Below are 20958 nucleotides of genomic sequence, written 5' to 3'. Positions count from 1 at the left end.
AAGCCGCGAGGACGGAAAAGCCGCAGTCTTTAACGGGCGATGTCGGCTTGATCCGCCGCCCCGTTGTCGCGGGCGCGTAGCGCTGGTTGTTACCCACAAATCAGATAATCTCAACAAAATCAATTACATGATAAATATTTCATATAGCTGATTTTGCAAGAGTTTTTTCGACTTATGGGTAAAGGCCAGCGCGTAGCGTCCGCGACAACGTCACAAATCACCCACCGATGAAGGAGGTCGGGTGAATTTGTTTGTTAGCACACTTGCTTCAAACAAGAAAGGATTTTTAAATTAATTCAACGGAACCTCATCCTAATTTCATGAAGAAACCGATCGGCTTCATGCTCTGGAAAGTTTCTCTTTACTCCTTCTTCAAACTCATCATATTTACCAAGTATTTCATAAATCTTCCCAACCTCGAACAAATCTGAAGACGGCCCTTTCCGGATGGCGTGGTTAAATAATTCTCCAATGTTTTTTTGAATGATCTCAGTCTTGTCTTGGGATTTTGCTATCCTAATAGCTGCACTGGAATTGGCAATGATCAATCGAGAAAGAACAGACTCTTTTGCCAATAAAGCAAGGTAATCAGTATCGTCAGCATCTAGCGCAAACTCTGCCCATGACGAAAGAAATCCACTCTCCTTTTCTAGAGATTCTTTGAATTGCTCAATCAATATTTTTTGCTTGCGACTTATCACCGGATTTTAGTAGGAGTTGAATGGTTCTAGAAACGGTTTTGTCGTCGTCAGCGCCCTGCAGATTAATCAATTCAAGATAAATTTTGACAGCTTTTCGTGCCTCATCTATTTCACTATAAGTATCTCCAATTTTTCGTCCGAATTCTAGGTCACCTTCTTCACTGGTTGCCCGCCAAACGCTTTCAATAAACTCAAGATTTGGCCTCCATTTTCTCCCATATCTCCAAGAATATTGCGCTAAAAAATACTTTTCGCACAATTGGCTTTAGCGAAGGCTCTTTTGCATCATTTGTTAATTCCCAATAACGTTGCGCAACTTTCAGAGCATTTTCATCCAACATATTTCGAATAATGTAAAATTGGAGAAGTTCACGAAAGCCCTCCGGTCTTCCATAAAACTCTGCAAGTTGCTCAACCTCTTTAGTTGCAGTTTCTGGATCTGTCCAAATTTTATCTCTTGCAGCCTGAAAAAGTCCGGCGATCTTTGGGCGAATCATTTCAGCAGGTACAAAATAGGAAAATAATCTTAGATAATCACGTAAAAGAATTGACTCATCAATGGTTACACCTCTCCCAACTCTAAGAGATTCTCTAAGTTGCAACGCCGGTTCAGAATGCAATACGAAGACATTTTCAATACTTAATGTATCATTTAAATCGTTAGCCTCAGATGAAAGAAACTCTTTTATCTCTTTGATGACGGTTTCTTCATCATCTTGTTTATCCTGTTCTGGTACGCGGCTCAAGGTTGCCAAAACAGGGATTGGCTTTTCCTCACGCTGGGCTTGCCAACGATTCAAAGATCGCAAAACCTCTCGTATTCCATCTAAATTCTCTCGATTGTTTAAAAAATATGCACACAATTGCATCAGGTAAAATTGTTGTCGCAACACCCCCCCATTTCAGTGACGCCCGTCCTGGAGTCTATGAGAAGAAAATCTGGGGCAAGAGACTCTTCAATTCTGCTTTTCAGGTCGAGAAACAGCTTTACACCTTTTGGATCTGGAGAGTAAAACAGGTCATGCCAATTAATGCGACAAAGTTTCTCCCAATAGTCTGCTGTTGGAGCCCTTCCAGCAGGGAATAATGTTACGAGTGGGTTATCTGTACTAGGGATAGGTATCTCTTTTGTATACTCCAATATAGAACCAGGCTTCTTTCCTTCAATCACGACATCAAAAAGGTAATCTACCAATCCCCGCTTAACATCAACCGGTGCACCATCTTTAGAAACGGTAAATTTATAGCAAAGTCCAGGGGCTTCTAAATCAAAGTCTAGTACTACAGACTTGAATCCCAACTGGGCCAGATAACACGCAGCGTTCGCAACGGCTAGGGAGCGGCCTGTGCCTCCCTTATATGAGAAAAAAGGTCATTGTGCGCATTTTTACTACGTCCTATCTGGCAAAAGACCAAATTGAGCGTTCAAAATATATCTTTTTCGTAATAGATCTTGCCTTTTCCATTTGCCCACTCCTTTGAAGGCTATCAAAACAGGAATCCTCAAGTTGCGATCGCCAGGATTTACTAGTCTTCATTCTGGCAGTTACTGTTTCTATTAGGCTTCCCACTCGATTTCTTAATTCTTTATGTTTCATTACGTTGTCAGATTTAAGCATCATAAATAGGGTCGACTGGGCTTGGTCTAATTGCTGCGCTGGCAGCAATTCCGCTTCTATCTTATCTAAATATCGTGAAACAACCTGCGGTGGGGCAGCATCGATCACCTGCAATCCTATATCTACGTTCTGAATATCCTCACCAAGTTTTTCCCTAGCTACTTTTACGAGTTCGTTGAGATGATTGATTAACGCTGACCAAGAAAAAAAACTGAAAATCTGCGGCAGAAAAGCCAAAATTTAGAATGGCTTTTTCGACGTCTGATTGATCGATCTTAACTCGGTGCTGAGACTTGTAGGGGGGGCGAATAAAAAAATTTACTGCCATCAACTTCCACGAAGGCGCTACCATCTAAGTCTAGCATAGCCATTACTTTAATTATCATGAAAAATCTCCAATCGAAAACTCCCTCGCCTCGATTCCGTGACAAGGTAAGTAAAATCTAACACTAGTGCTTTCTCCGCATTAGACAACTTGCGTCCAAAAATTGGCAAATGCAAGATCCCATAGTTCATCGTAATGTTTGCGTTTGATGCGAACCTCTGATACCAAGGAAAAATGCGGGGGATTCGCTAAGTATAGCCTCGATGTAACTATCATCAGAGAGAACTAAGTAACTCCATAAAGCTGGTGAAGATGACACTACTTGTTGGTGAAGTTTTAGTGCAGCCAAAGAATCCCGGTGACTATGAGGCGCAATCAATTCCGATAGGCGGTTGAATAGGAAATTATTTGTTGCGTCGAAACAACAGGAAAGACTGTCGTCCGCAATATATGCAACATCATCAGTTTCAGATGGAAAACCAGCTTGGAAAACGGAACAGAAAGTGCCAAACTTGGAGCTGAACCCAGTTCCGCCAGCGTTGACAGCAGCATATACGAATTTGTCTCCATTGATGAAAAAGTTGTCAAATATTATTCGGCGTTTATAAAATACTCCAAGTTTTTCTTGTAAACATAAATCAGATGAACGACCACTTAGCTCCTCTTGTTCACGCGCCCAACCATGTATGTTTATGTATCGCCCTGTTCTTGAAAAGGATGCGAGGACAGATGGAGGAAGGTTTAAAGATATCCTTGAGTTAATACCAAACCAAATTTTAAAGTCAGCCAATTGTTGTATCGCATCCGCCTCCATATTGTCGCAAATTTCTTTTTAATAGCTGCTCTAAACGAGCTGCATTGTGGTGGGCCAGAAGGAATAGGTCATTCTTGGTTGTTGACATTTTTTCGGAACCTAATTAACGTCCTGAATTATTGTGCTAACAAGTGATTATACGGTTTCCGCTTACCTACTAGAATCCGCCATTATTGAAAATAACCAGTTGATTCAACTTGTATTTAATAGCCGCATAACATTCATTGCAGCTTCATGCCGACGCAGGCGATTCATGACTCGATTAAGAGACGTCTCCTGTACAAGCCGCCAATAATAGTTACATAATTATCACTCGATTTGGAAAAAATTACCAGTCCGAACAGAAGGCAAACCCACCGGATGTAATCCCCAGTCAACTTGGGTAGTTCCGCTTCCCGCCCTCCCCTGCCCCATCCACATTCCAACGAACCCCGCCGAACCAGTACAATTCAACCAGCACACCAACGAACCAAACGGGTTCCCATGCGGGTATCCAGGATGTTCGTTGGACGCACTCCCTAGCCGCGCCAAGAGGTTCAGCCCGTCATGCTGCTCATGATCGACAACTACGACTCCTTCACCTACAACCTGGTGCAATACTTCGGCGAGCTGGGCGAAGAGGTGTGGGTTTACCGCAACGATCAGATCGACCCCGACCAGATCGCCGAATATGCCCCGGCGCGCATCGTGCTCTCACCTGGTCCCTGCACCCCCAATGAAGCGGGCGTCTCGCTGGCCGCCATCGAACGTTTCGCCAGCCAGATCCCGATCCTGGGCGTCTGCCTGGGCCACCAGAGCATCGGCCAAGCCTTCGGCGGACACATCGTCCGCGCCGGGCACGTCATGCACGGTAAGACCTCCGAGGTCCACCACCGGGGGCAAGGCGTATTCGCCGGCCTGCCCAGCCCCTTCACCGTGGTGCGCTATCATTCCCTGGTCATCGACAAAGCCACCGCCCCGGATTGCCTGGACATCACCGCCTGGACCCAGACCCCGGACGGCGACATCGACGAAATCATGGGCGTGCGCCACAAAACCCTGCCGGTCGAGGGCGTGCAGTTCCATCCCGAATCGATCCTGACCGAACACGGCCACACCCTGCTGCGCAATTTTCTGACCCAGCACTGAACCGCCCCGGAGAACGCCCGACATGTCCATCACCCCCCAGGAAGCCCTGCAACGCACCATCGAACACCGCGAAATCTTCTACGACGAGATGCTCTCGCTGATGCGTCAGATCATGGCCGGCGAGATTTCCCCGGTCATGACCGCCGCCGTCCTGACCGGCCTGCGGATCAAGAAGGAAACCATCGGCGAGATCACCGCCGCCGCCACGGTGATGCGCGATCTCTCCACCAAGGTCCACGTTCCGCCGCCGCATGAACATTTCGTCGATATCGTCGGCACCGGCGGCGACGGCTCGCACACCTTCAACATCTCCACCGCCTCCATGTTCGTCGTCGCCGCCGCCGGCGCGCGGGTCGCCAAGCACGGCAATCGCGGTGTCTCGTCCAAATCCGGCAGCGCCGACGTGCTGGAAGCGCTGGGCGTGCGCATCGACCTGCAGGCCGAACAGGTGGCCGACTGCATCGCCACCACCGGCATCGGCTTCATGTTCGCCCCCAACCACCATTCGGCCATGAAAAACGTCGCGCCAGTCCGTCGCGAAATGGGCGTGCGCACCATCTTCAACATTCTCGGCCCGCTGACCAACCCCGCCAGCGCCCCCAACCAGTTGATGGGCGTCTTCCATCCCGATCTGGTCGGCATTCAGGTGCGGGTCATGCAGCGGCTCGGCGCGCAACACGTCCTCGTGGTCTGGGGCAAGGACGGCATGGACGAAATTTCGCTGGGCGCACCCACCCAAGTCGGCGAACTCAGGAACGGCGAAATCGTGGAATACGAGATTCACCCCGAGGATTTCGGGCTGGCCATGGTCTCCAACCGGGGGCTCAAGGTCGAAAACGCCGAACAGTCCAAGGCCATGCTGCTGAACGCGCTGGACAACGAGCCGGGCACCCCGCGCGACATCGTCGCCTTCAACGCCGGCGCGGCGCTGTACGCGGCTAACGTGGCGCCCTCCATCGCCACCGGCATCGAACTGGCCCGCGAGGCCCTGGCCAGCGGCGCGGCGCGGGTCAAGCTGGACGAATTCGTAAGCTACACGCAGACCTTGGCGTCATGAGCGTCATGAGCAACCCGCCCGACATTCTGCAAAAAATCCTGGCCCGCAAGGCCGAGGAAATCGCCGAGCGCCAGCAGCGGCTGAGTCTGCGCGAACTGCGCCAGCAGACGGCGAATCTCCCTGCTCCCCGCCCGTTCCAGGATCAGTTGACGCGGACCATCGCGGCCGGTCGTGCCGCCGTCATCGCCGAGATCAAGCGCGCCTCGCCCAGCAAGGGCCTGCTACGCGATCCGTTCGAACCGGCCGCCATCGCGCAAAGCTATGCCGCCGCCGGGGCAGCCTGCCTGTCGGTGCTGACCGACCGCGATTTCTTCCAGGGCCACGAGGACTATCTAAGGGCGGCGCGGGCCGCCTGCGACCTGCCGACGCTGCGCAAGGATTTCATCGTCGACCCCTATCAGGTCCACGAAGCGCGGCTGATCGGCGCCGATTGCATCCTGCTGATCGTGGCCGCGCTGGACGATGCCACCTTGGGCGAACTGGCGCGACTGGCGGCGGAACTCGGCCTGGACGTGCTGCTGGAAGTCCACGACGCGGAGGAACTGGAACGGGCGCTGGCCACCGGCGCGACCCTGATCGGCATTAACAACCGCAACCTGCGCACTTTCGAAACCCGGCTGGACACCACGCTCGATCTGCTGTCCCAAATACCCAAGGACCGCACCGTGGTCACCGAGAGCGGCATTCACACCCCGGCGGACGTGGCGCTCATGCACGAGCATGGGGTACATGCCTTTCTGGTGGGTGAAGCCTTCATGCGCGCCCCCGACCCCGGCGCGAAATTGGCGGAACTGTTCGGGGCGTGATGCCCCCTTGCTTGGGCGACCTAGTTGGCCTGGTTGCCCGCCGCCTACATGCAGAGCTTCCAGCCGGCAAAGAACACCACCATCATGTCGGGGCCGCGATAGGCGACGAACGCCAGCAGCGCGGCCAGCGCCATCAGGCCGATAGCGAGCGCGCCGGAAAAGGACAGCGGTCTGCGCATCGCCGTCAGGCCGTCGCGGTGGCCGGACGCACCGCCTGTTCGCGAATCGGCCAGTTGAGCAGGGCGGCGGCGAGGCTCAGGCCGATGGCGATGATCCAAACCGCGCGGTAGGAGCCGGTCGCATCGTACAAGTAGCCCCCCAGCCAGCCGCCGAGAAACGCGCCGATCTGATGGAACAGGAACACGATGCCGCCAAGCATCGACATATTCCCGACGCCGAACACCGTCGCCACCGTGCCGTTGGTCAGCGGCACCGTGCTCAACCACAGCAGACCCATCACCATACCGAAGGCATAGGCGCTCCAGGCCGTGACCGGCAGCAGGATAAATACGGTGATCACCACCGCCCGCGTCAGATAGATCCCGGTCAGCAGCATCGGCTTGCGGAATTTGCCGCCGCCCAGTCCGGCCAGGTAAGACCCGAAAATATTGAACAGCCCGATCAGGGCGAGCACGGTGGTGCCCACCAGCGGGGACAGGCCCCGATCCATCAAAAAGGCCGGAATGTGGACGGCGATGAACACCACCTGGAAACCGCACACGAAAAAGCCCAGCGACAACAGCCAGAACCCTCGGTGGGTGAACGCCTCCGCCAGAATCGCCCGCAATGGCCGCGCCTCCCCCGCGGCGGGATTCGCCGACGGGCGCTCGAACAGCGCGGCCGACAGCGGCCCCATGCCGACCCCCAGCAAGCCCAACACGACCAACGCCGCCGCCCAGCCGAACGCCCCGATCAGCCACTGACTACCCGGCAGCAGCACGAACTGCCCGAGCGAACCGACCGCCATCGCGATACCCATGGCCATGCTGCGCTGTTCCGGCGGCACCGCCCGGCTGACCGCGCCGAACACCACCGGAAAGGTGGTGCCGCTCAAACCGAGCCCGATCAGCACGCCCGCGCTCAGCGCCAAGCCGAAGGTCGAAGCGGACTGCGCCATCAACAACAAACCGGCCACGTACAGCAGGGTGCCGACCAGAATCGCCCAACCGGCGCCGAAACGGTCGGCCAGCCGCCCGGCAAACGGTTGCGCCAGCCCCCAGACCAGATTCTGCAGGGCGATGGCGAAGGCGAAGGCTTCTCGACCCCAACCGTTGTCCAGACTCATCGGTTGCAGGAACAAGCCGAAGGTATGGCGGATGCCCAGCGAAACCGCCAGGATCAACGCCCCGCACCACAAGATGACCGCCGGGGTTCGCCAGTTCTCGATCTTCATCATTCGCTACGCCTCCTGAAACCGTGACCGCCGGACGTGTATCGACGACCGCAATGGGAATGCTCGGACTCAACCCACCCCGGCACCCTTGGCCTGCGCATCGGCGTGATAGGACGAGCGCACCAGCGGCGCGGAAGCGACATGGGTGAATCCCATGGCCTCGCCCAACGCGCGCAGGTGCTCGAATTCCTCCGGCGGCGCGTAGCGCTCCACCGGCAGATGATGGGCGCTGGGCTGGAGATATTGGCCGAGGGTCAGCATCTCCACGCGATGGGTGCGCAGATCGCGCATGACCACCTCGATTTCATCCGTCGTCTCGCCCAAACCCAACATCAGCCCCGATTTGGTCGGGATATGCGGATGCCTTTCCTTGAAACGCTGGAGCAAGGTCAGCGAATACTGATAGTCGGCGCCGGGCCGAGCCTGCCGGTACAAACGGGGCACGGTTTCCAGATTGTGGTTGAACACGTCCGGCGGCTCCCGCCCCAGAATCTCCAAGGCCACGTCCATCCGGCCGCGAAAATCGGGCGTCAGAATTTCGATGACGATGCCCGGCCAGGCGGCGCGCATCGCTCGGATGCACTCGACGAAGTGCGCCGCGCCGCCGTCGCGCAGATCGTCACGGTCCACCGAGGTGACGACCACGTACTTCAGCGCCATCGCCGCGACGGTGCGCGCCAAGTTCTCCGGTTCCTGGGGATCGAGCGGATTGGGCCGGCCGTGGCCCACGTCGCAGAACGGGCAGCGGCGGGTGCAGATGTCGCCCATGATCATGAAAGTGGCGGTGCCGTGGCCGAAGCATTCGCCCAGATTGGGGCAACTGGCCTCCTCGCAGACCGTGTGCAAGCGGTTCTCCCGCAAGATGCGTTTCAGCCGCTGCACTTCCGGCGTGCCGGGGAACGGGGCGCGAATCCAAGCCGGCTTGCGCAAACGCTGGCTGGGATCGCTGGGCGCGATCTTGACCGGGATGCGGGCAACCTTGTCCTCGCCACGCAGTTTCTCACCCTGTCGCGGCGCGGTTCTGACCGTGGTGGACTGGGCGGAAGCGACCGGGGCAAGAGCAGTTTCGTCGGGGGCGGTGCGTTCGGACATGGCCTGTTCCTGGAAGAATGGAGGGCGAATTGTTGAGGCTTTGACTCAACATTATGCCGCAGGTTGCCCGGCAAATCCCGATTCGGACGATGCCCGGCGCTCAGGGCAAGCCATCGGCACGCGCGAAGGCGGTGTAACCCAGATTGCGGCTCAAGTTCGCTAGCAATTCGGCGGCGGCGGCCTCTGGGATCAGTTCGAGGCCCAGATCGCGCAACTGGGTCACGCGCAGGCCGGGATAACCGCAGGGATTGATCCGGGTGAAGGGTTCCAAGTCCATGGCCACGTTGAGACTCAGGCCGTGGTAGGAGCGGCCCTGGCGCAGGCGCAGCCCCAGCGAGGCTACCTTGGCATCGCCGACATAGACGCCCGGTGCGTCGGGCCGGGCGCGACCGGCGATGCCGTGAGCGGCGAGCAGGTCGATCACCGAGCGCTCCAACACCGTCACCAAGCCGCGCACGCTCAAGCCCAGTCGCCGCACGTCCAGCAGACAATACACCACTACCTGACCGGGGCCGTGGTAAGTCACCTGACCGCCGCGATCCACTTGCACGACCGGGATGTCCCCCGGCGCCAGCAGGTGTTCGGCCTTGCCGGCCAATCCCTGGGTGAAGACGGGCGGATGTTCGACCCACCACAGTTCGTCCGGCGTGGCTGCGTCGCGGGCCGCGGTGAAGGCTTGCATGGCGGCGAACACCGGTTGGTACTCGCGGCGGCCGAGACCCCGCAGGCACAAGGATTCACAACGGGAATCGGGCGTCGCCATGCCCGTGGTCACAGCACCATCGCAACACCCGGATGGCTGCTGAGTTCCCGATAGAGGGCATCCAGTTGCGCGCGGCTTTGGGCGTTTATCACCACCGTCACCGACTGATAGCGACCGGTGCGGCTGTCCCGCACCTGAATCCGCGTCTCGTCCAGATCGGCGGCGTGGCGACGCACCAGTTCCACCATCAGCCCCCGAAAATCGGGTGTGCCGGCACCCATGACCTTGATGGGGAACTCACAGGGAAATTGCAGCGGCGATTCGTCGCTCATGCCAGACTGCGCCTTAAACCGGGTTCAGTTGAACAGCGAATAGAAAAACAGCAGGATCGAATCGATCATCCGCCCGAACCAGCCACTCTCCGGCACCTCTTGCAACGCGACCAGCGGCGTCTTGCTGACTTCCTGCTCGCCCAGTTTGACCACGATGTCGCCGAACGCCTGATCCTTCTGAGCTGGCGCGATAATGGTCGGTTGCACGGTGGTGGTGGTGCTGACCTGCGGCGCTTGCCCCTTGGGCACGGTCACGTACAAGGGCTGGGTCACGCCCAGCGGCAATTCGTTTTCCTGACCTTTCCAAATCCGGGCGGTCACGATGGGCGTATTGGCATCGTACAGCTTGCGGCTTTCGAAAAAACTGAAGCCGTAGTTGAGCAACGCCTGGCTGGCCACGAACCGATCCCGCTCCTTGGTAGCCCCCAACACTACGCCGATCAGACGGGTATCGTTGCGCTTGGCCGACGAAACCAAGCAATAGCCCGCCGAATCGGTATGGCCGGTCTTGACGCCGTCCACCGAGGAATCGGTTGCTAGCAGGCGGTTGCGGTTTTGCTGTTCGATGTTGTTGTACTTGAAGCTGCGCACCGAATAGCGAGCGTACTGTTCTGGAAAATCCCGAATCAGCGCCCGGGTCAAAACGGCAATGTCGAGGGCCGACATGTAATGATTGGGATCGGGCAGGCCCGGCGCATTGGTGAAATGACTGCTGGTCATCCCCAATTGCGCCGCCTGCTCGTTCATCAATTGGACGAACGTCTCCTCGGAACCGGCCACATGCTCGGCCAGCGCCACCGTGGCGTCGTTGCCGGACTGTACATCCATGCCCATCAGCAGATCTTCCACCGATACCTGGCTACCCACCTTGACGAACATCTTGGAGCCCCCGGTCCGCCAAGCTTTTTCGCTGATGGTCACCTGATCGTCGTGGTGAATCTTGCCGGATTTCAGCGCCTTGTAGACGACGTAGCCGGTCATCAGTTTGGTGATGCTGGCCGGCTCCATCCGTTCCTCGCCTTTCAAGTCCGCCAGCACATTGCCGCTCTGGTAGTCCATCAGCAAATAACCCCCGTACCGGGACTTGCGGCGGGGGCGGTATGGTTTCGGCGCGGACGGCGGTCCAACTGGAACACAAGAAAGCAACCGCCAGCACCAGTGGTAACGACAAAGAACGAAGCACAGTCGAGTACAACATGAATCGTGTAGGACTCCCGTGGTTGAAAATCATCGCCCGGCGATTCTAGCCAGACACAGTCACGAAGCAAACCGCCACACCCATGGGGTGACCCCGCAAGACGGCGCCAACGTCAGCTCGACGCCGCTCAATCGACGATGACGCGCGAATGGCTGACGCCCAAACCGGCCAAGCGAACCGCCATCTGCCGGGCCTCGCTCGAATCACGCAGTGGTACCCGCACCTGGTAGTGGCTACCGGTGGTGGATTCCACCCGCACGTTACGTTGCAACTGGCTGGCCAGTCGGTTTTGCAACTGCCGGGGAGGATTGCCACGCTCGCCGCTGACCGTGCCCACCAGATACAAGGTACCATTCTTTCCGGCCGGCGCGGCGCGACGTTCCACCGGCTTATTCTTGCCCTTCGCCACCGGCGCGGCGGAGGCTAGTCGCTCGGTGGCGTCGGGTTTATCTTGAACCGGCACGACGGAGACCAACCGCTGCGCTTTCCGGTCCGCCACCGCCGCCAGCCGCTCTCGCTCCGCCGCGCGCCGGGCCACCAATTCCGGTAGGTACTGGTAAGGCTCCAGCGCGGCCACTTCCACCAGGGCGGTCCCTCGCTCCAGCATATCGAGCCGCAGGGCGGCGGCGTAGGATAGATCGATAATCCGCCCGGAGACGAACGGGCCGCGGTCGGTGACCTTGACCACGGTGCTGCGGCCGTTCTCCAGATTAGTCACCCGCACGTAGGCCGGTAGCGGCAGGCTCTTGTGCGCGGCGGTTAGCTCATACATATCGTACAACGGGCCACTGGAAGTTTTGCGGCCATGAAAATCCGCTCCGTACCAGGACGCGGTGCCCTGCTCCCGATAACCCTCGCTGGTTTCCCTGACCCGATAACGCCGGCCGAAGACCACATAGGTATCGGCGTTACCACTACGGCTGGGGGGTTCGACCCGCGGGATCGGCTCATCCCCGCTCGAAGCGGCTTTGAGATCGGTTCCGGCGGGCCGGATGCTTACCGGTCGGTCGGGGATGGTGCCGCAACCGGCCAGCGCCCCCGCCAACGATGCCAACAGCAAAGTCTGGCTCCAGGATTTCGCCATCAATCCTCCCTCGCACCGGGCAACAGCCAGTCCGCGCCGCAGCCGATGCAGTGACTTTCAGATTATTGTCGGAAAATTCAGTCAGCGCGGGCCACGCGTTCCGGTCGAACGGCACCGGGGTAAAATGCGTGTTGCTCGCGGATTTCCTGACTGAGCTGGTATACCGCCATGGCATACAAGCGGCTGTGGTTGTAGCGGGTGATCACGTAAAAATTATCGAAACCCAACCAGTACTCCAGGCCATCGCGCCCTTGATACTCCAGCAGCATCGCGGCCTGCGCTCCGCTGACCGGGACCTCGGGCGCAATGCCTTGAGCTTGCAGATGGGCGACACTGTCCCTTGGCGGGTTCAATTGCTGGCTGACCAACGTGGGGTAGCGGGTACCACTCACCTGTGCCGGCACGGCAACCGGCTCGCCGGGTCGCCAACCATGGCCTTGGAAATAATGAGCGACGCTGCCAATTGCGTCGTCGGAATCGCTCCAGAGATTGCGATGACCGTCGCCGTCGAAGTCCACCGCATAGGACAAAAAACTGCTGGGCATGAATTGTCCCAAGCCCATGGCCCCGGCGTAGGACCCGCGAGGAGTCAAGGGATCGATGCCTTCTTGCCGGGTCAGCAACAGATAATTTTCCAGTTCCTTACGGAAGTAAGCGGCACGCCGGGGATAGTCGAACGCCAGGGTGGACAGTGCTTCCAGGACTCGGAAACTACCCATGTTGCCGCCGTACTGGGTTTCCACGCCGATGATGGCCACCACGATTTCCGGTGGCACGCCGTAAACCCGTTCGGCCTGAGTCAACGCCGCCGCATTGGCCCGCCAGAACCGCACGCCGCCCTGGATACGGTTGGAATTGACGAAAATGTCCCGGTACGCATACCAGGGTTTGGTCTCGCCCGGCTTGGACATGGCGGAAATGATGCTGGGTTTGTCTTTGGCTTGGCTGAAAACCGTCAGAAGATAATCGACATCGAAACGATGCCGGTTAGCCATCTCCTGGATGAACACTTGTACATCGGCCCGATTGGCCAAGGAATCCGCAGGGATCTGGACGCTTGAGCGAGCCACCCTCATTGGCGGGGGCACGGGCCTGGAGGCGCCTGGCATCGTACCCCTCGAAACCTCCGGTGATCGGGGAATCACCGCCGCTGGCGGTGGCGACGATGCACAAGCGTTCAACAGCAAGATGACACCAAGCAAAAACGGGCTCTTCACGCGCAGATCTCGTCGTTGGTCGTGGTGGCAATTACCGCGTCGGGGTCCGGCGGTGCGAATAGACGCTCATCAGGATACCGAAGCCGGCCATGATCGTCACTAGGGATGTTCCCCCATAGCTGAACAACGGCAGCGGCAACCCCACCACCGGCAATAGGCCGGATACCATCCCGGAGTTGACGAAGGCGTAGACGAAGAAAATCAGCGTCAGACTGCCGGCCAGCAGCCGGGTATAGGTATCCGGGGTATGGGTCGCCATGTACAGGCAGCGGGCGATGACGAAGAAATACAGCGTCAACAGCAGGCAGCCGCCCACCAGGCCGAACTCCTCCGAAAACGCGGCAAAGATGAAATCGGTCGAACCTTCCGGCAGGAAATCCAGATGCGACTGGGTGCCGTTCAGCCAACCCTTGCCGTAGATGCCGCCCGAACCAATGGCGATCTTGGATTGAATGATGTGATAGCCGGCCCCCAGCGGATCGCTTTCCGGATCGAGGAAGGTCAGCACCCGCTGGCGCTGATAGTCGTGCATGGCGAAGGTCCAAAACAGCGGCACCGCGGCACCCAGCGCCGCGACCAGACCGAGCAGGATGGTCCAGCTCAGCCCGGCGAGAAACAGTACGAACGCCCCGGCACAGCCCACCACCAGCGCCGTGCCCAGATCCGGCTGTTTAGCGATCAACAGAAACGGCACCCCGGTAATCGACACCCCGCCCAGCAAATGCCACAACCGCGGCGGCAGCGGTTTGTTGGCGAAGTACCAGCTCATCATCATCGGCACCGCCAGTTTCATGATCTCCGAGGGCTGAAACCGCAACACACCCAAATCCAGCCAGCGCCGCGCGCCCTTGGAGATATCGCCGGCCACCATGACCGCCAACAACAGCAGGATTCCAGCCAGATAAATCCATGGCGACCAGAAGCGGAAGTAGTGCGGCGGGATCTGCGCCAGGGCCAGCATGATGGCAAATCCCAGACCCAGCCGCATGGCCTGCCCAGTCACCAGATCCAGATCGCGCTGGCCGGCGCTGTACAACACCACCAGCCCCGTGCCCGATATCACCAGCAACCCCAGCAGCAATGTCAGATCCAGATGAATCAGCCTGAGAAACTTGCCTTTATTACTCCGATCCATCCCGCTGGGCGTCTCCCTGAGTGTCCCGTGCCCCATCGGCGGCGGGTTGATCATATTTGTCGAGCAGATAGGCATCCATGACCTTGCGCGCCATCGGCGCGGCGGTCTTGCTGCCACCGCCGCCATGTTCGGCGATCACCGCCACCGCGATACGCGGATCATCGGCCGGCGCGAAGGCCACGAACAGAGCATGGTCCAACAAATGTCGGGCCAGGCGGCTAGCGTTATAGCGCTCGTTCTGACCCACGGTGAAAACCTGGGCGGTACCGGTCTTGCCGGCGATGCGGTACTTGGCGCCGATTCCGATGCGATGGGCGGTGCCACCTTCCACCACATGAATCATGCCGGCGATCACCGTATCCCAGAACTGAGGATTCTTGACCGTCACTGGCGGCAACGGCCGCGGGACTTCCGGAGTCTTGATCCGGGTACCGGGATCTTCGGTGGCCAGCAGGACTCGCGGCTTGAAATCCGCGCCCCGCTGGGAAATCACCGCAGTGGCGTGAGCGAGTTGCAGTGGCGTGGTCAGGAAATAGCCCTGCCCGATCCCGGCGCTGATGGTATCGCCCGCGAACCAAGCGTGTTTGTGGACTCGGCGCTTCCATTCCTGGGACGGCAATAGCGCGCTCTTTTCGCCCGGCAGGTCGACGCCGGTCGGTCGGCCCAGGTGAAAGCGATCCAGAAATTCATGAATGCGGTCGATACCCAGATTGAATGCCAGATTGTAGAAGTACACATCGCAGGATTGGGCGATGGCCCGGTCCATGCTCACGCTGCCGTGGCCACCGCGCCGCCAGTCGCGGAACTTGTGGCTGGAACCGGGCAACCGATAGAACCCCGGACAGAATACGCCGCTGTAGCGGTTGACTTCTCCGTATTCCAACCCGGCCAGCGCCATCAATGGCTTGACGGTGCTGCCGGGCGGATAGATCCCGCGCAGGGCGCGATTGAGCAGCGGCCGGTCCTTGGAGGTGTTGAGCAAGCGGTAAGAGGCAAAGTCGATGCCGTTGACGAAGGGGTTGGGATCGTAGGTCGGCTGACTGGCCAGCGCCAGTATCTCGCCATTGCGCGGGTCTAGGGCGACAATGGCACCGTTGTAGTCTTCCAGCGCCTTTTCCGCCACCGCCTGCAAGCGTACATCGATGCTCAGATAGATATGCTGGCCCGGTACCGGCGGGGTACGGCTGAGAACTCGCAGCGGGCGGCCCTCGGCATTGGTTTCGACCTGCTGCCAGCCGGTGCGCCCCCGCAGCAAGTCTTCGTAGGATCGTTCCACGCCGGTCTTGCCGATGTGGGTGCTGCCGCTGTACTGACCGGGGTCGAGCCGACGCAACTCGTTCTCGTCGATCCGCCCGACATAACCAATGGCGTGAACGGCCAGCGGCCCGAGCGGATAGCGGCGGGTCAGGTCGGCTTTGATGTCCACGCCCGGCAAGCGGTACAGATCGACCGCCAGCCGGGCGATTTCCTCATCGGTCAAGCGAAACCGCAACGGCACGCCGGTGTAGGGTGGCGCGCGGCGGGCCAGCTTGCGGTAGCGCTCGATGTCGGCGTCGGTGAGTTCGATGCGCTGACGTAGTTCCGCCAGGGTCGTATCCAGATCCTTGACCTGCTCGCGGGTGATTTCCAGGTGATAGGAGGCCAGATTGTCGGCCAGCAGTACCCCGTTACGGTCGAAGATAAAGCCGCGGGTCGGCGGCAGCGGCTGCAAGCGAACTCGATTGCTCTCGGACAGGGTGGTGAAACGCTCGTGGTTGAGCACTTGCAGGTAGACCAAACGGCCCGCCACGGCCAGGAAGCTCAGGAACACCGCGAATAGCACCACCAGGGCACGACGGAAAAACAGCTCGCTCTCGGCGGTGTTGTCCTTTTCCCGAGCCAGCGGTTCGCCGGTGGCGGGCTTGGCGAACGGTTGCCAGCGTTTCATGGTCGCCTTGTCGGGCTCTCAGGTGACTTGGAAATAACGGCGCACATCGCGCAGGATCACGAACAACAGAGGCCACATCACCATGCCGCCCAGCGCGGGCGCCAGGTACCACCAGTCGCGTGGTGGATAGCCGATCACGCCACTGATCCAGAATACCAGCAGTTGTTCGACCAACAGAAAAAGCAGGATGCTGAATGCCTGCTGCCAGGGCGGCGCCACCCGGACGCGCCGGTAAGTCTGCAGCGTCAGATAGGCCACAACCGCCAGGGCCAAGGCATATTGGCCCAACAGCGCGCCTCGCGCCACGTCCAGCAACAACCCGACCAGCCAACCCACCCCGATCCCAACCCGATGCGGCAATGCCATGCACCAGTAGATCAGCACCATCGCCACCCAATCGGGCCGAAAATGATCCAGCCCACCCGGCAAGGGGATGGTGGACAACAGAAACGCCAGCAGCAGGCTCAAGGCCATGATCCCGCCGCCGGTGGGGCGAGGCGCGCTCATGGCGGGCGCGGCGAGGCGGAGCGTCCGTCCATGGCGGGCGCGGGCGGTTCCGACGCCCCCGATTCGTTCTCCAGCAACATCACTTCGCGGATTCGATCCAGCGCCGCAAGCGGCCGGGCGACGATGTGGGCAAAGGGGCTACCGGGATCGAATTCCACCTTCACCACCTTGCCCACCGGATAACCACGCGGAAACCGCCCGCCCAGACCGGAGGTCACCAACAGATCGCCGACCTTCACGTCTTCATTGTTGGGAACATGGGGCAGTTCCAACTCCTGAAAGTTGCCAGTACCCAAGGCCAGGGTGCGAACCCCGGTGCGGTCGATCTGGATCGGCAGGGCGTGGTTGGGGTCGGTGATGAGGATGGCCGTGGCGGTAAAGGGATCGGCCCGAACGATCTGCCCGACGATGCCATGCTGGTCCAGTACCGGCTCGCCGACGTAAATGCCGTGCTGGCGACCCCGGTTGAGCAGGATGTGATGCCGGTACGGATCGAAGTCCACCGCCAGCAGTTCGGCGATCAACACTCGCTCCGGGGTATTGACCGCCGACTCCAGCAGGGAACGCAGCCGGTGATTTTCCGCCTCCAGCGTGGTCAGTTTCTGCAACTGGGCGTTGAGAAACACCTGCTTTTCGCGCAGTTGGGCATTTTCTTCCAGCAGGACGCCTCGGCCGATCAGATTCTCGGTCAGCCAAGTCTTGGCGTCGCCCGGCAAGCGCGCCAAATACTGTAGCGGGTAGATCGCCGTGGCCAGGACATCGCGCGCGCCGTCGAGATAGCGATAGCGGTGATCCATCGTCATGATGACGATGGACAGCGCCACCCACAATCCGAGCCGAAGAGTCGCCGTGGGGTTGACCGTGAACAAGTAACGGGACCGCCTGCTGGGTTTGAGGGCGGCCAATAGCTATTCGATGGCGAACGCTTCGACGGCGTGTTCGTCCTTGGCGATCAGCTCCAACACCCGGCCGCCGCCGCGCGCCACGCAAGTGAGCGGATCCTCGGCGATCACCACGTTCAGGCCGGTTTCCTCCATGATCAGCTTGTCGATATCCCGCATCAGCGCGCCGCCGCCGGTGAGCACGATACCGCGCTCGGCCACATCGCCCGCCAACTCTGGCGGCGTGGTCTCCAGCGCCATTTTCACCGCGCTGATGATGCCCGACAGCGGCTCCTGCAAGGCTTCGAGGATTTCGTTGCTGTTGAGGGTGAAGCTGCGCGGCACGCCCTCGGCCAGATTGCGGCCCTTGATCTCGATTTCGCGCACTTCCGAGGTGGGATAGGCGCTGCCGATCTCATGCTTGATGCGTTCGGCGGTGGGCTCGCCGATCAGCACCCCGAAATTGCGACGCACGTAGCTGATGATGGCTTCGTCGAAGCGGTCGCCGCCGACTCGCACCGCGCCGGCGTAAACGATGCCGTTCAGTGAGATGACCGCCACCTCCGAGGTGCCGCCGCCGATGTCCAGGACCATCGCCCCGCGCGCTTCCTCGACCGGGATGCCGGCGCCGATGGCCGCCGCCATGGGCTCGGGGATCAGGTACACCACCCGCGCGCCGGCGCCCATCGCCGATTCACGGATCGCCCGCCGCTCCACCTGGGTGGAACCGCAAGGCACGCTGATCAGGACCCGCGGACTGGGGTTGAAAAACTTGCGGGAATGCACTTTGCGGATAAAGTGTTGCAGCATCTTTTCGGTGACGGTGAAATCGGCGATCACGCCGTCTTTCATCGGCCGGATGGTGGAAAGATTGTTGGGTGTGCGGCCCAGCATCCGCTTGGCGTCCGTGCCCACCGCCGCGATGGTGCGAATCCCCCGAACCGGGTCCTGATTGATGGCGACCACCGAGGGTTCGTTGAGGACGATGCCGCCTCCCCGAACATAAATCAACGTGTTAGCGGTCCCCAGATCGATCGAGAGATCGTTAGAGAACTTGCCGCGCAACCATTTGAACATGTTGTCGAAAGTCCTATCGTCAGAAACGGCTAATGCTAGCAAGCAGGGGGGTTAGGAGCAAGCCGGCAAATTATGATAGGGTTACATGTCCGTTTTCTTCGATCTCTTGCAAGGAGAATTCTCGCGATGTCTCTGGGACCCGCCGAAGTCGCCAAAATCGCCCATCTGGCGCGCTTGGCCATCCGCGACGAGGATGTGCCGGCCTACGCTCGCAACCTGTCCGCCATTCTCGAATTGGTGGCGCAGATGAACGCCGCCGATACGGCCGGCGTCGCGCCGATGGCACATCCGCTGGACATGACACAGCGCCTGCGTTCCGATGCGGTCACCGAACCCGACCAGCGCGAGCATTTCCAGGCCATCGCTCCGCAAGTCGAAGCCGGGTTGTATCTGGTGCCGAAGGTGATCGAGTGAACTTCAGCGCTCGCTCCAAGCCCTACACTCTCGCTTCGCGCTCCCCCAAGGAGGGCGGGAAGTTCTTGGATAATCATCTCCGATTCCATCGCCATGCATGAGAAAACCATCGCCCAACTCAGCGCCGGCCTCGCCGCCGGCGAGTTCAGCAGCGAAGAGCTGACCCGCGCTTTCCTGGAGCGCGTGGAGCGGTTCAACCCCCAACTGAACGCCTTCATCACCGTCACCGCCGAAGCGGCGCTGGCCCGCGCGCGCGCCGCCGACCAACGCCGCCACCGTGACGAAGCGGGGCCGCTGACCGGCGTGCCCATCGTCCACAAGGATATCTTCTGTACCGAAGGGGTACGCACCTCCTGCGGCTCGCGCATGCTGGACCGCTTCGTCGCGCCCTACGACGCCACCGTGGTCGAGAAGCTGAATACCGCCGGCGCGGTGATGCTGGGCAAGACCAACATGGACGAGTTCGCCATGGGCTCCTCCAACGAAACCAGCCTGTATGGCCCGGTCCACAATCCTTGGGATCTGGCGATGGTGCCCGGCGGCTCCTCCGGCGGGTCCGCCGCCGCCGTGGCGGCGCGGCTAACGCCCGGCGCCACCGGCACCGACACCGGCGGCTCCATCCGCCAACCGGCCGCGCTGTGCGGCATCACTGGCTTGAAACCGACCTATGGCCGGGTCTCGCGCTGGGGGATGATCGCCTACGCCTCCAGCCTCGACCAGGGCGGGCCGATGGCGCGCAGCGCTGAGGATTGCGCCCTGCTGCTGGGCGCGATGGCCGGATTCGACCCGCGCGATTCCACCAGCGCCGACCGGCCGGTGCCCGACTACACCGCCCTGCTCGACCGGCCGCTGGACGGCCTGAAGATCGGCCTGCCGAAAGAATATTTCGGCGAGGGCTTGGACGGCGCGGTGGCCCAAGTGGTGGAAGAAGCCATCGCCGAGTATCGGAAGCTGGGCGCGGAGACGGTCGAAATCAGCCTGCCCAACAGCCGGCTGGCGATTCCCGCCTATTACGTGATCGCCCCGGCGGAATGCTCCTCCAACCTGGCGCGTTTCGACGGGGTACGCTACGGCCACCGCTGCGAGAATCCCAAGGATTTGCTGGACCTGTACACCCGCTCGCGTGGCGAAGGCTTCGGTCCCGAGGTTACCCGCCGCATCCTGGTCGGCACCTTCGCGCTGTCGGCTGGCTACTATGATGCTTACTATTTGAAAGCGCAGCAGATTCGCCGCTTGATCAGCGACGATTTTCAACGGGCTTTCCAACAAGTGGACGTGATTGCGGGGCCGACTTCGCCGACCGTGGCCTTCAAGCTGGGCGAAAAGGTGGACGATCCGATCACCATGTACCTGTCGGATATCTACACCATCGCGGTCAATCTAGCCGGTCTGCCCGGTCTGTCGCTGCCGGTGGGTTTCGCCGCTGGATTGCCGGTGGGCCTGCAACTCATCGGCGATTACTTCGCCGAGGATCGCTTGTTGCACACGGCGCACCGCTATCAGCAAGCCACCGACTGGCACCTGCGCGCGCCCGCCGCCTTCGCCTGA

Annotated in this window: 23 protein-coding genes; 5 read left to right on the top strand and 18 right to left on the bottom strand. The window is 59.6% G+C overall.

Annotated elements, in window-relative coordinates; translation table 11 throughout:
• Positions 1–296: 296 nt before the first annotated feature.
• The 5 genes from E4P82_RS07515 to E4P82_RS07495 form a co-directional block, all read right to left on the bottom strand.
• A complete protein-coding gene (locus E4P82_RS07515; RefSeq protein ID WP_169248310.1) occupies positions 297–677 on the bottom strand; it encodes a hypothetical protein in 381 nt (126 codons plus the stop codon).
• Between the two features lie 215 nt (positions 678–892).
• Positions 893–1594, bottom strand: a complete 702-nt coding sequence (locus tag E4P82_RS07510; protein ID WP_169248309.1) for a hypothetical protein — start codon at positions 1592–1594, stop codon at positions 893–895.
• A complete protein-coding gene (locus E4P82_RS07505) occupies positions 1570–2010 on the bottom strand; it encodes a hypothetical protein (RefSeq protein WP_420887074.1) in 441 nt (146 codons plus the stop codon). The genes E4P82_RS07510 and E4P82_RS07505 overlap by 25 nt, the downstream gene beginning before the upstream one ends.
• An 88-nt stretch (positions 2011–2098) precedes the next feature.
• A complete protein-coding gene (locus tag E4P82_RS07500; protein WP_169248308.1) occupies positions 2099–2557 on the bottom strand; it encodes a hypothetical protein in 459 nt (152 codons plus the stop codon).
• A gap of 275 nt (positions 2558–2832) precedes the next feature.
• Positions 2833–3459, bottom strand: a complete 627-nt coding sequence (locus E4P82_RS07495) for a hypothetical protein (RefSeq protein ID WP_169248307.1) — start codon at positions 3457–3459, stop codon at positions 2833–2835.
• Positions 3460–4005: 546 nt separating this feature from the next.
• Between E4P82_RS07495 and E4P82_RS07490 the strand changes: the two genes are divergently transcribed.
• From E4P82_RS07490 to trpC, 3 genes are read left to right on the top strand one after another with little or no spacing between them, the layout of a single operon-like run.
• A complete protein-coding gene (locus E4P82_RS07490) occupies positions 4006–4587 on the top strand; it encodes an anthranilate synthase component II (protein ID WP_169248306.1) in 582 nt (193 codons plus the stop codon).
• Between the two features lie 22 nt (positions 4588–4609).
• A complete protein-coding gene (gene trpD, locus E4P82_RS07485) occupies positions 4610–5644 on the top strand; it encodes an anthranilate phosphoribosyltransferase (RefSeq protein WP_169248305.1) in 1035 nt (344 codons plus the stop codon).
• A gap of 5 nt (positions 5645–5649) precedes the next feature.
• A complete protein-coding gene (gene trpC / locus E4P82_RS07480; RefSeq protein WP_169248355.1) occupies positions 5650–6450 on the top strand; it encodes an indole-3-glycerol phosphate synthase TrpC in 801 nt (266 codons plus the stop codon).
• 44 nt (positions 6451–6494) lie between these two features.
• Here the strand turns inward: trpC and E4P82_RS22785 are convergent, their stop codons facing one another.
• From E4P82_RS22785 to E4P82_RS07420, 13 genes are all read right to left on the bottom strand, one after another.
• Entirely contained in the window at positions 6495–6629 is a 135-nt protein-coding gene (locus E4P82_RS22785; RefSeq protein WP_281383662.1) for a hypothetical protein, read from the bottom strand.
• Positions 6630–6634: 5 nt separating this feature from the next.
• Positions 6635–7843 (bottom strand): MFS transporter, encoded by a 1209-nt coding sequence (locus E4P82_RS07475; protein WP_169248354.1) that lies wholly within the window; start codon positions 7841–7843, stop codon positions 6635–6637.
• Positions 7844–7912: 69 nt separating this feature from the next.
• Positions 7913–8935 carry a lipoyl synthase gene (lipA, locus tag E4P82_RS07470; protein WP_169248304.1) on the bottom strand — a complete coding sequence of 341 codons (1023 nt, stop codon included), beginning with the start codon at positions 8933–8935 and terminating at the stop codon, positions 7913–7915.
• 100 nt (positions 8936–9035) lie between these two features.
• Entirely contained in the window at positions 9036–9698 is a 663-nt protein-coding gene (gene lipB, locus E4P82_RS07465) for a lipoyl(octanoyl) transferase LipB (protein ID WP_169248303.1), read from the bottom strand.
• A gap of 8 nt (positions 9699–9706) precedes the next feature.
• Entirely contained in the window at positions 9707–9970 is a 264-nt protein-coding gene (locus E4P82_RS07460) for a YbeD family protein (RefSeq protein ID WP_169248302.1), read from the bottom strand.
• A 24-nt stretch (positions 9971–9994) separates the two neighbouring features.
• On the bottom strand, positions 9995–11029 hold the full coding sequence (locus E4P82_RS07455; RefSeq protein ID WP_246327427.1) for a D-alanyl-D-alanine carboxypeptidase family protein: 1035 nt from the start codon (positions 11027–11029) through the stop codon (positions 9995–9997).
• Positions 11030–11295: 266 nt separating this feature from the next.
• Positions 11296–12252, bottom strand: coding sequence for a septal ring lytic transglycosylase RlpA family protein (locus E4P82_RS22780; RefSeq protein WP_169248301.1), 957 nt, complete (start codon positions 12250–12252; stop codon positions 11296–11298).
• 77 nt (positions 12253–12329) lie between these two features.
• Entirely contained in the window at positions 12330–13286 is a 957-nt protein-coding gene (mltB, locus tag E4P82_RS07445; RefSeq protein ID WP_246327426.1) for a lytic murein transglycosylase B, read from the bottom strand.
• A gap of 214 nt (positions 13287–13500) precedes the next feature.
• On the bottom strand, positions 13501–14604 hold the full coding sequence (gene rodA / locus E4P82_RS07440) for a rod shape-determining protein RodA (RefSeq protein WP_169248300.1): 1104 nt from the start codon (positions 14602–14604) through the stop codon (positions 13501–13503).
• Positions 14591–16531: a penicillin-binding protein 2 gene (gene mrdA / locus E4P82_RS07435; RefSeq protein WP_169248299.1), complete on the bottom strand. Its 1941-nt coding sequence runs from the start codon at positions 16529–16531 to the stop codon at positions 14591–14593. Before mrdA ends, rodA begins: the two co-directional genes overlap by 14 nt.
• Before the next feature lie 18 nt (positions 16532–16549).
• The gene (mreD, locus tag E4P82_RS07430; RefSeq protein WP_169248298.1) at positions 16550–17038 is read right to left on the bottom strand and encodes a rod shape-determining protein MreD; all 489 of its coding nucleotides are present in this window, start codon (positions 17036–17038) and stop codon (positions 16550–16552) included.
• Positions 17035–17907 (bottom strand): rod shape-determining protein MreC, encoded by an 873-nt coding sequence (gene mreC / locus E4P82_RS07425; protein ID WP_169248297.1) that lies wholly within the window; start codon positions 17905–17907, stop codon positions 17035–17037. The genes mreD and mreC overlap by 4 nt, the downstream gene beginning before the upstream one ends.
• A gap of 39 nt (positions 17908–17946) precedes the next feature.
• The gene (locus E4P82_RS07420; protein WP_169248296.1) at positions 17947–18996 is read right to left on the bottom strand and encodes a rod shape-determining protein; all 1050 of its coding nucleotides are present in this window, start codon (positions 18994–18996) and stop codon (positions 17947–17949) included.
• 126 nt (positions 18997–19122) lie between these two features.
• On the opposite strand from E4P82_RS07420, the gene gatC reads away from it, so the two are divergent.
• Together gatC and gatA are read left to right on the top strand one after the other, a co-directional pair.
• The gene (gatC, locus tag E4P82_RS07415; protein ID WP_169248295.1) at positions 19123–19410 is read left to right on the top strand and encodes an Asp-tRNA(Asn)/Glu-tRNA(Gln) amidotransferase subunit GatC; all 288 of its coding nucleotides are present in this window, start codon (positions 19123–19125) and stop codon (positions 19408–19410) included.
• A 93-nt stretch (positions 19411–19503) separates the two neighbouring features.
• Complete coding sequence (gene gatA, locus E4P82_RS07410) at positions 19504–20958, top strand: Asp-tRNA(Asn)/Glu-tRNA(Gln) amidotransferase subunit GatA (RefSeq protein WP_169248294.1); 1455 nt, start codon at positions 19504–19506, stop codon at positions 20956–20958.

This window comes from Candidatus Competibacter phosphatis, from assembly GCF_012939995.1.
In the GTDB taxonomy this organism is placed as follows: Bacteria; Pseudomonadota; Gammaproteobacteria; order Competibacterales; family Competibacteraceae; genus Competibacter; species Competibacter phosphatis.
This window is presented reverse-complemented; position numbering and strand designations above follow the sequence as displayed.

What these genes read in the sequence shown, in the direction of transcription:
- E4P82_RS07495 (WP_169248307.1), bottom strand. Translation starts at nt 3,459, where the DNA reads ATGGAGGCGGATGCGATACAACAATTGGCTGACTTTAAAATTTGGTTT.
- E4P82_RS07490 (WP_169248306.1), top strand. Translation starts at nt 4,006, where the DNA reads ATGCTGCTCATGATCGACAACTACGACTCCTTCACCTACAACCTGGTG.
- trpD (WP_169248305.1), top strand. Translation starts at nt 4,610, where the DNA reads ATGTCCATCACCCCCCAGGAAGCCCTGCAACGCACCATCGAACACCGC.
- trpC (WP_169248355.1), top strand. Translation starts at nt 5,650, where the DNA reads ATGAGCAACCCGCCCGACATTCTGCAAAAAATCCTGGCCCGCAAGGCC.
- E4P82_RS22785 (WP_281383662.1), bottom strand. Translation starts at nt 6,629, where the DNA reads ATGCGCAGACCGCTGTCCTTTTCCGGCGCGCTCGCTATCGGCCTGATG.
- E4P82_RS07475 (WP_169248354.1), bottom strand. Translation starts at nt 7,843, where the DNA reads ATGAAGATCGAGAACTGGCGAACCCCGGCGGTCATCTTGTGGTGCGGG.
- lipA (WP_169248304.1), bottom strand. Translation starts at nt 8,935, where the DNA reads ATGTCCGAACGCACCGCCCCCGACGAAACTGCTCTTGCCCCGGTCGCT.
- lipB (WP_169248303.1), bottom strand. Translation starts at nt 9,698, where the DNA reads ATGGCGACGCCCGATTCCCGTTGTGAATCCTTGTGCCTGCGGGGTCTC.
- E4P82_RS07460 (WP_169248302.1), bottom strand. Translation starts at nt 9,970, where the DNA reads ATGAGCGACGAATCGCCGCTGCAATTTCCCTGTGAGTTCCCCATCAAG.
- E4P82_RS07455 (WP_246327427.1), bottom strand. Translation starts at nt 11,029, where the DNA reads ATGGACTACCAGAGCGGCAATGTGCTGGCGGACTTGAAAGGCGAGGAA.
- E4P82_RS22780 (WP_169248301.1), bottom strand. Translation starts at nt 12,252, where the DNA reads ATGGCGAAATCCTGGAGCCAGACTTTGCTGTTGGCATCGTTGGCGGGG.
- rodA (WP_169248300.1), bottom strand. Translation starts at nt 14,604, where the DNA reads ATGGATCGGAGTAATAAAGGCAAGTTTCTCAGGCTGATTCATCTGGAT.
- mrdA (WP_169248299.1), bottom strand. Translation starts at nt 16,531, where the DNA reads ATGAAACGCTGGCAACCGTTCGCCAAGCCCGCCACCGGCGAACCGCTG.
- mreD (WP_169248298.1), bottom strand. Translation starts at nt 17,038, where the DNA reads ATGAGCGCGCCTCGCCCCACCGGCGGCGGGATCATGGCCTTGAGCCTG.
- E4P82_RS07420 (WP_169248296.1), bottom strand. Translation starts at nt 18,996, where the DNA reads ATGTTCAAATGGTTGCGCGGCAAGTTCTCTAACGATCTCTCGATCGAT.
- gatC (WP_169248295.1), top strand. Translation starts at nt 19,123, where the DNA reads ATGTCTCTGGGACCCGCCGAAGTCGCCAAAATCGCCCATCTGGCGCGC.
- gatA (WP_169248294.1), top strand. Translation starts at nt 19,504, where the DNA reads ATGCATGAGAAAACCATCGCCCAACTCAGCGCCGGCCTCGCCGCCGGC.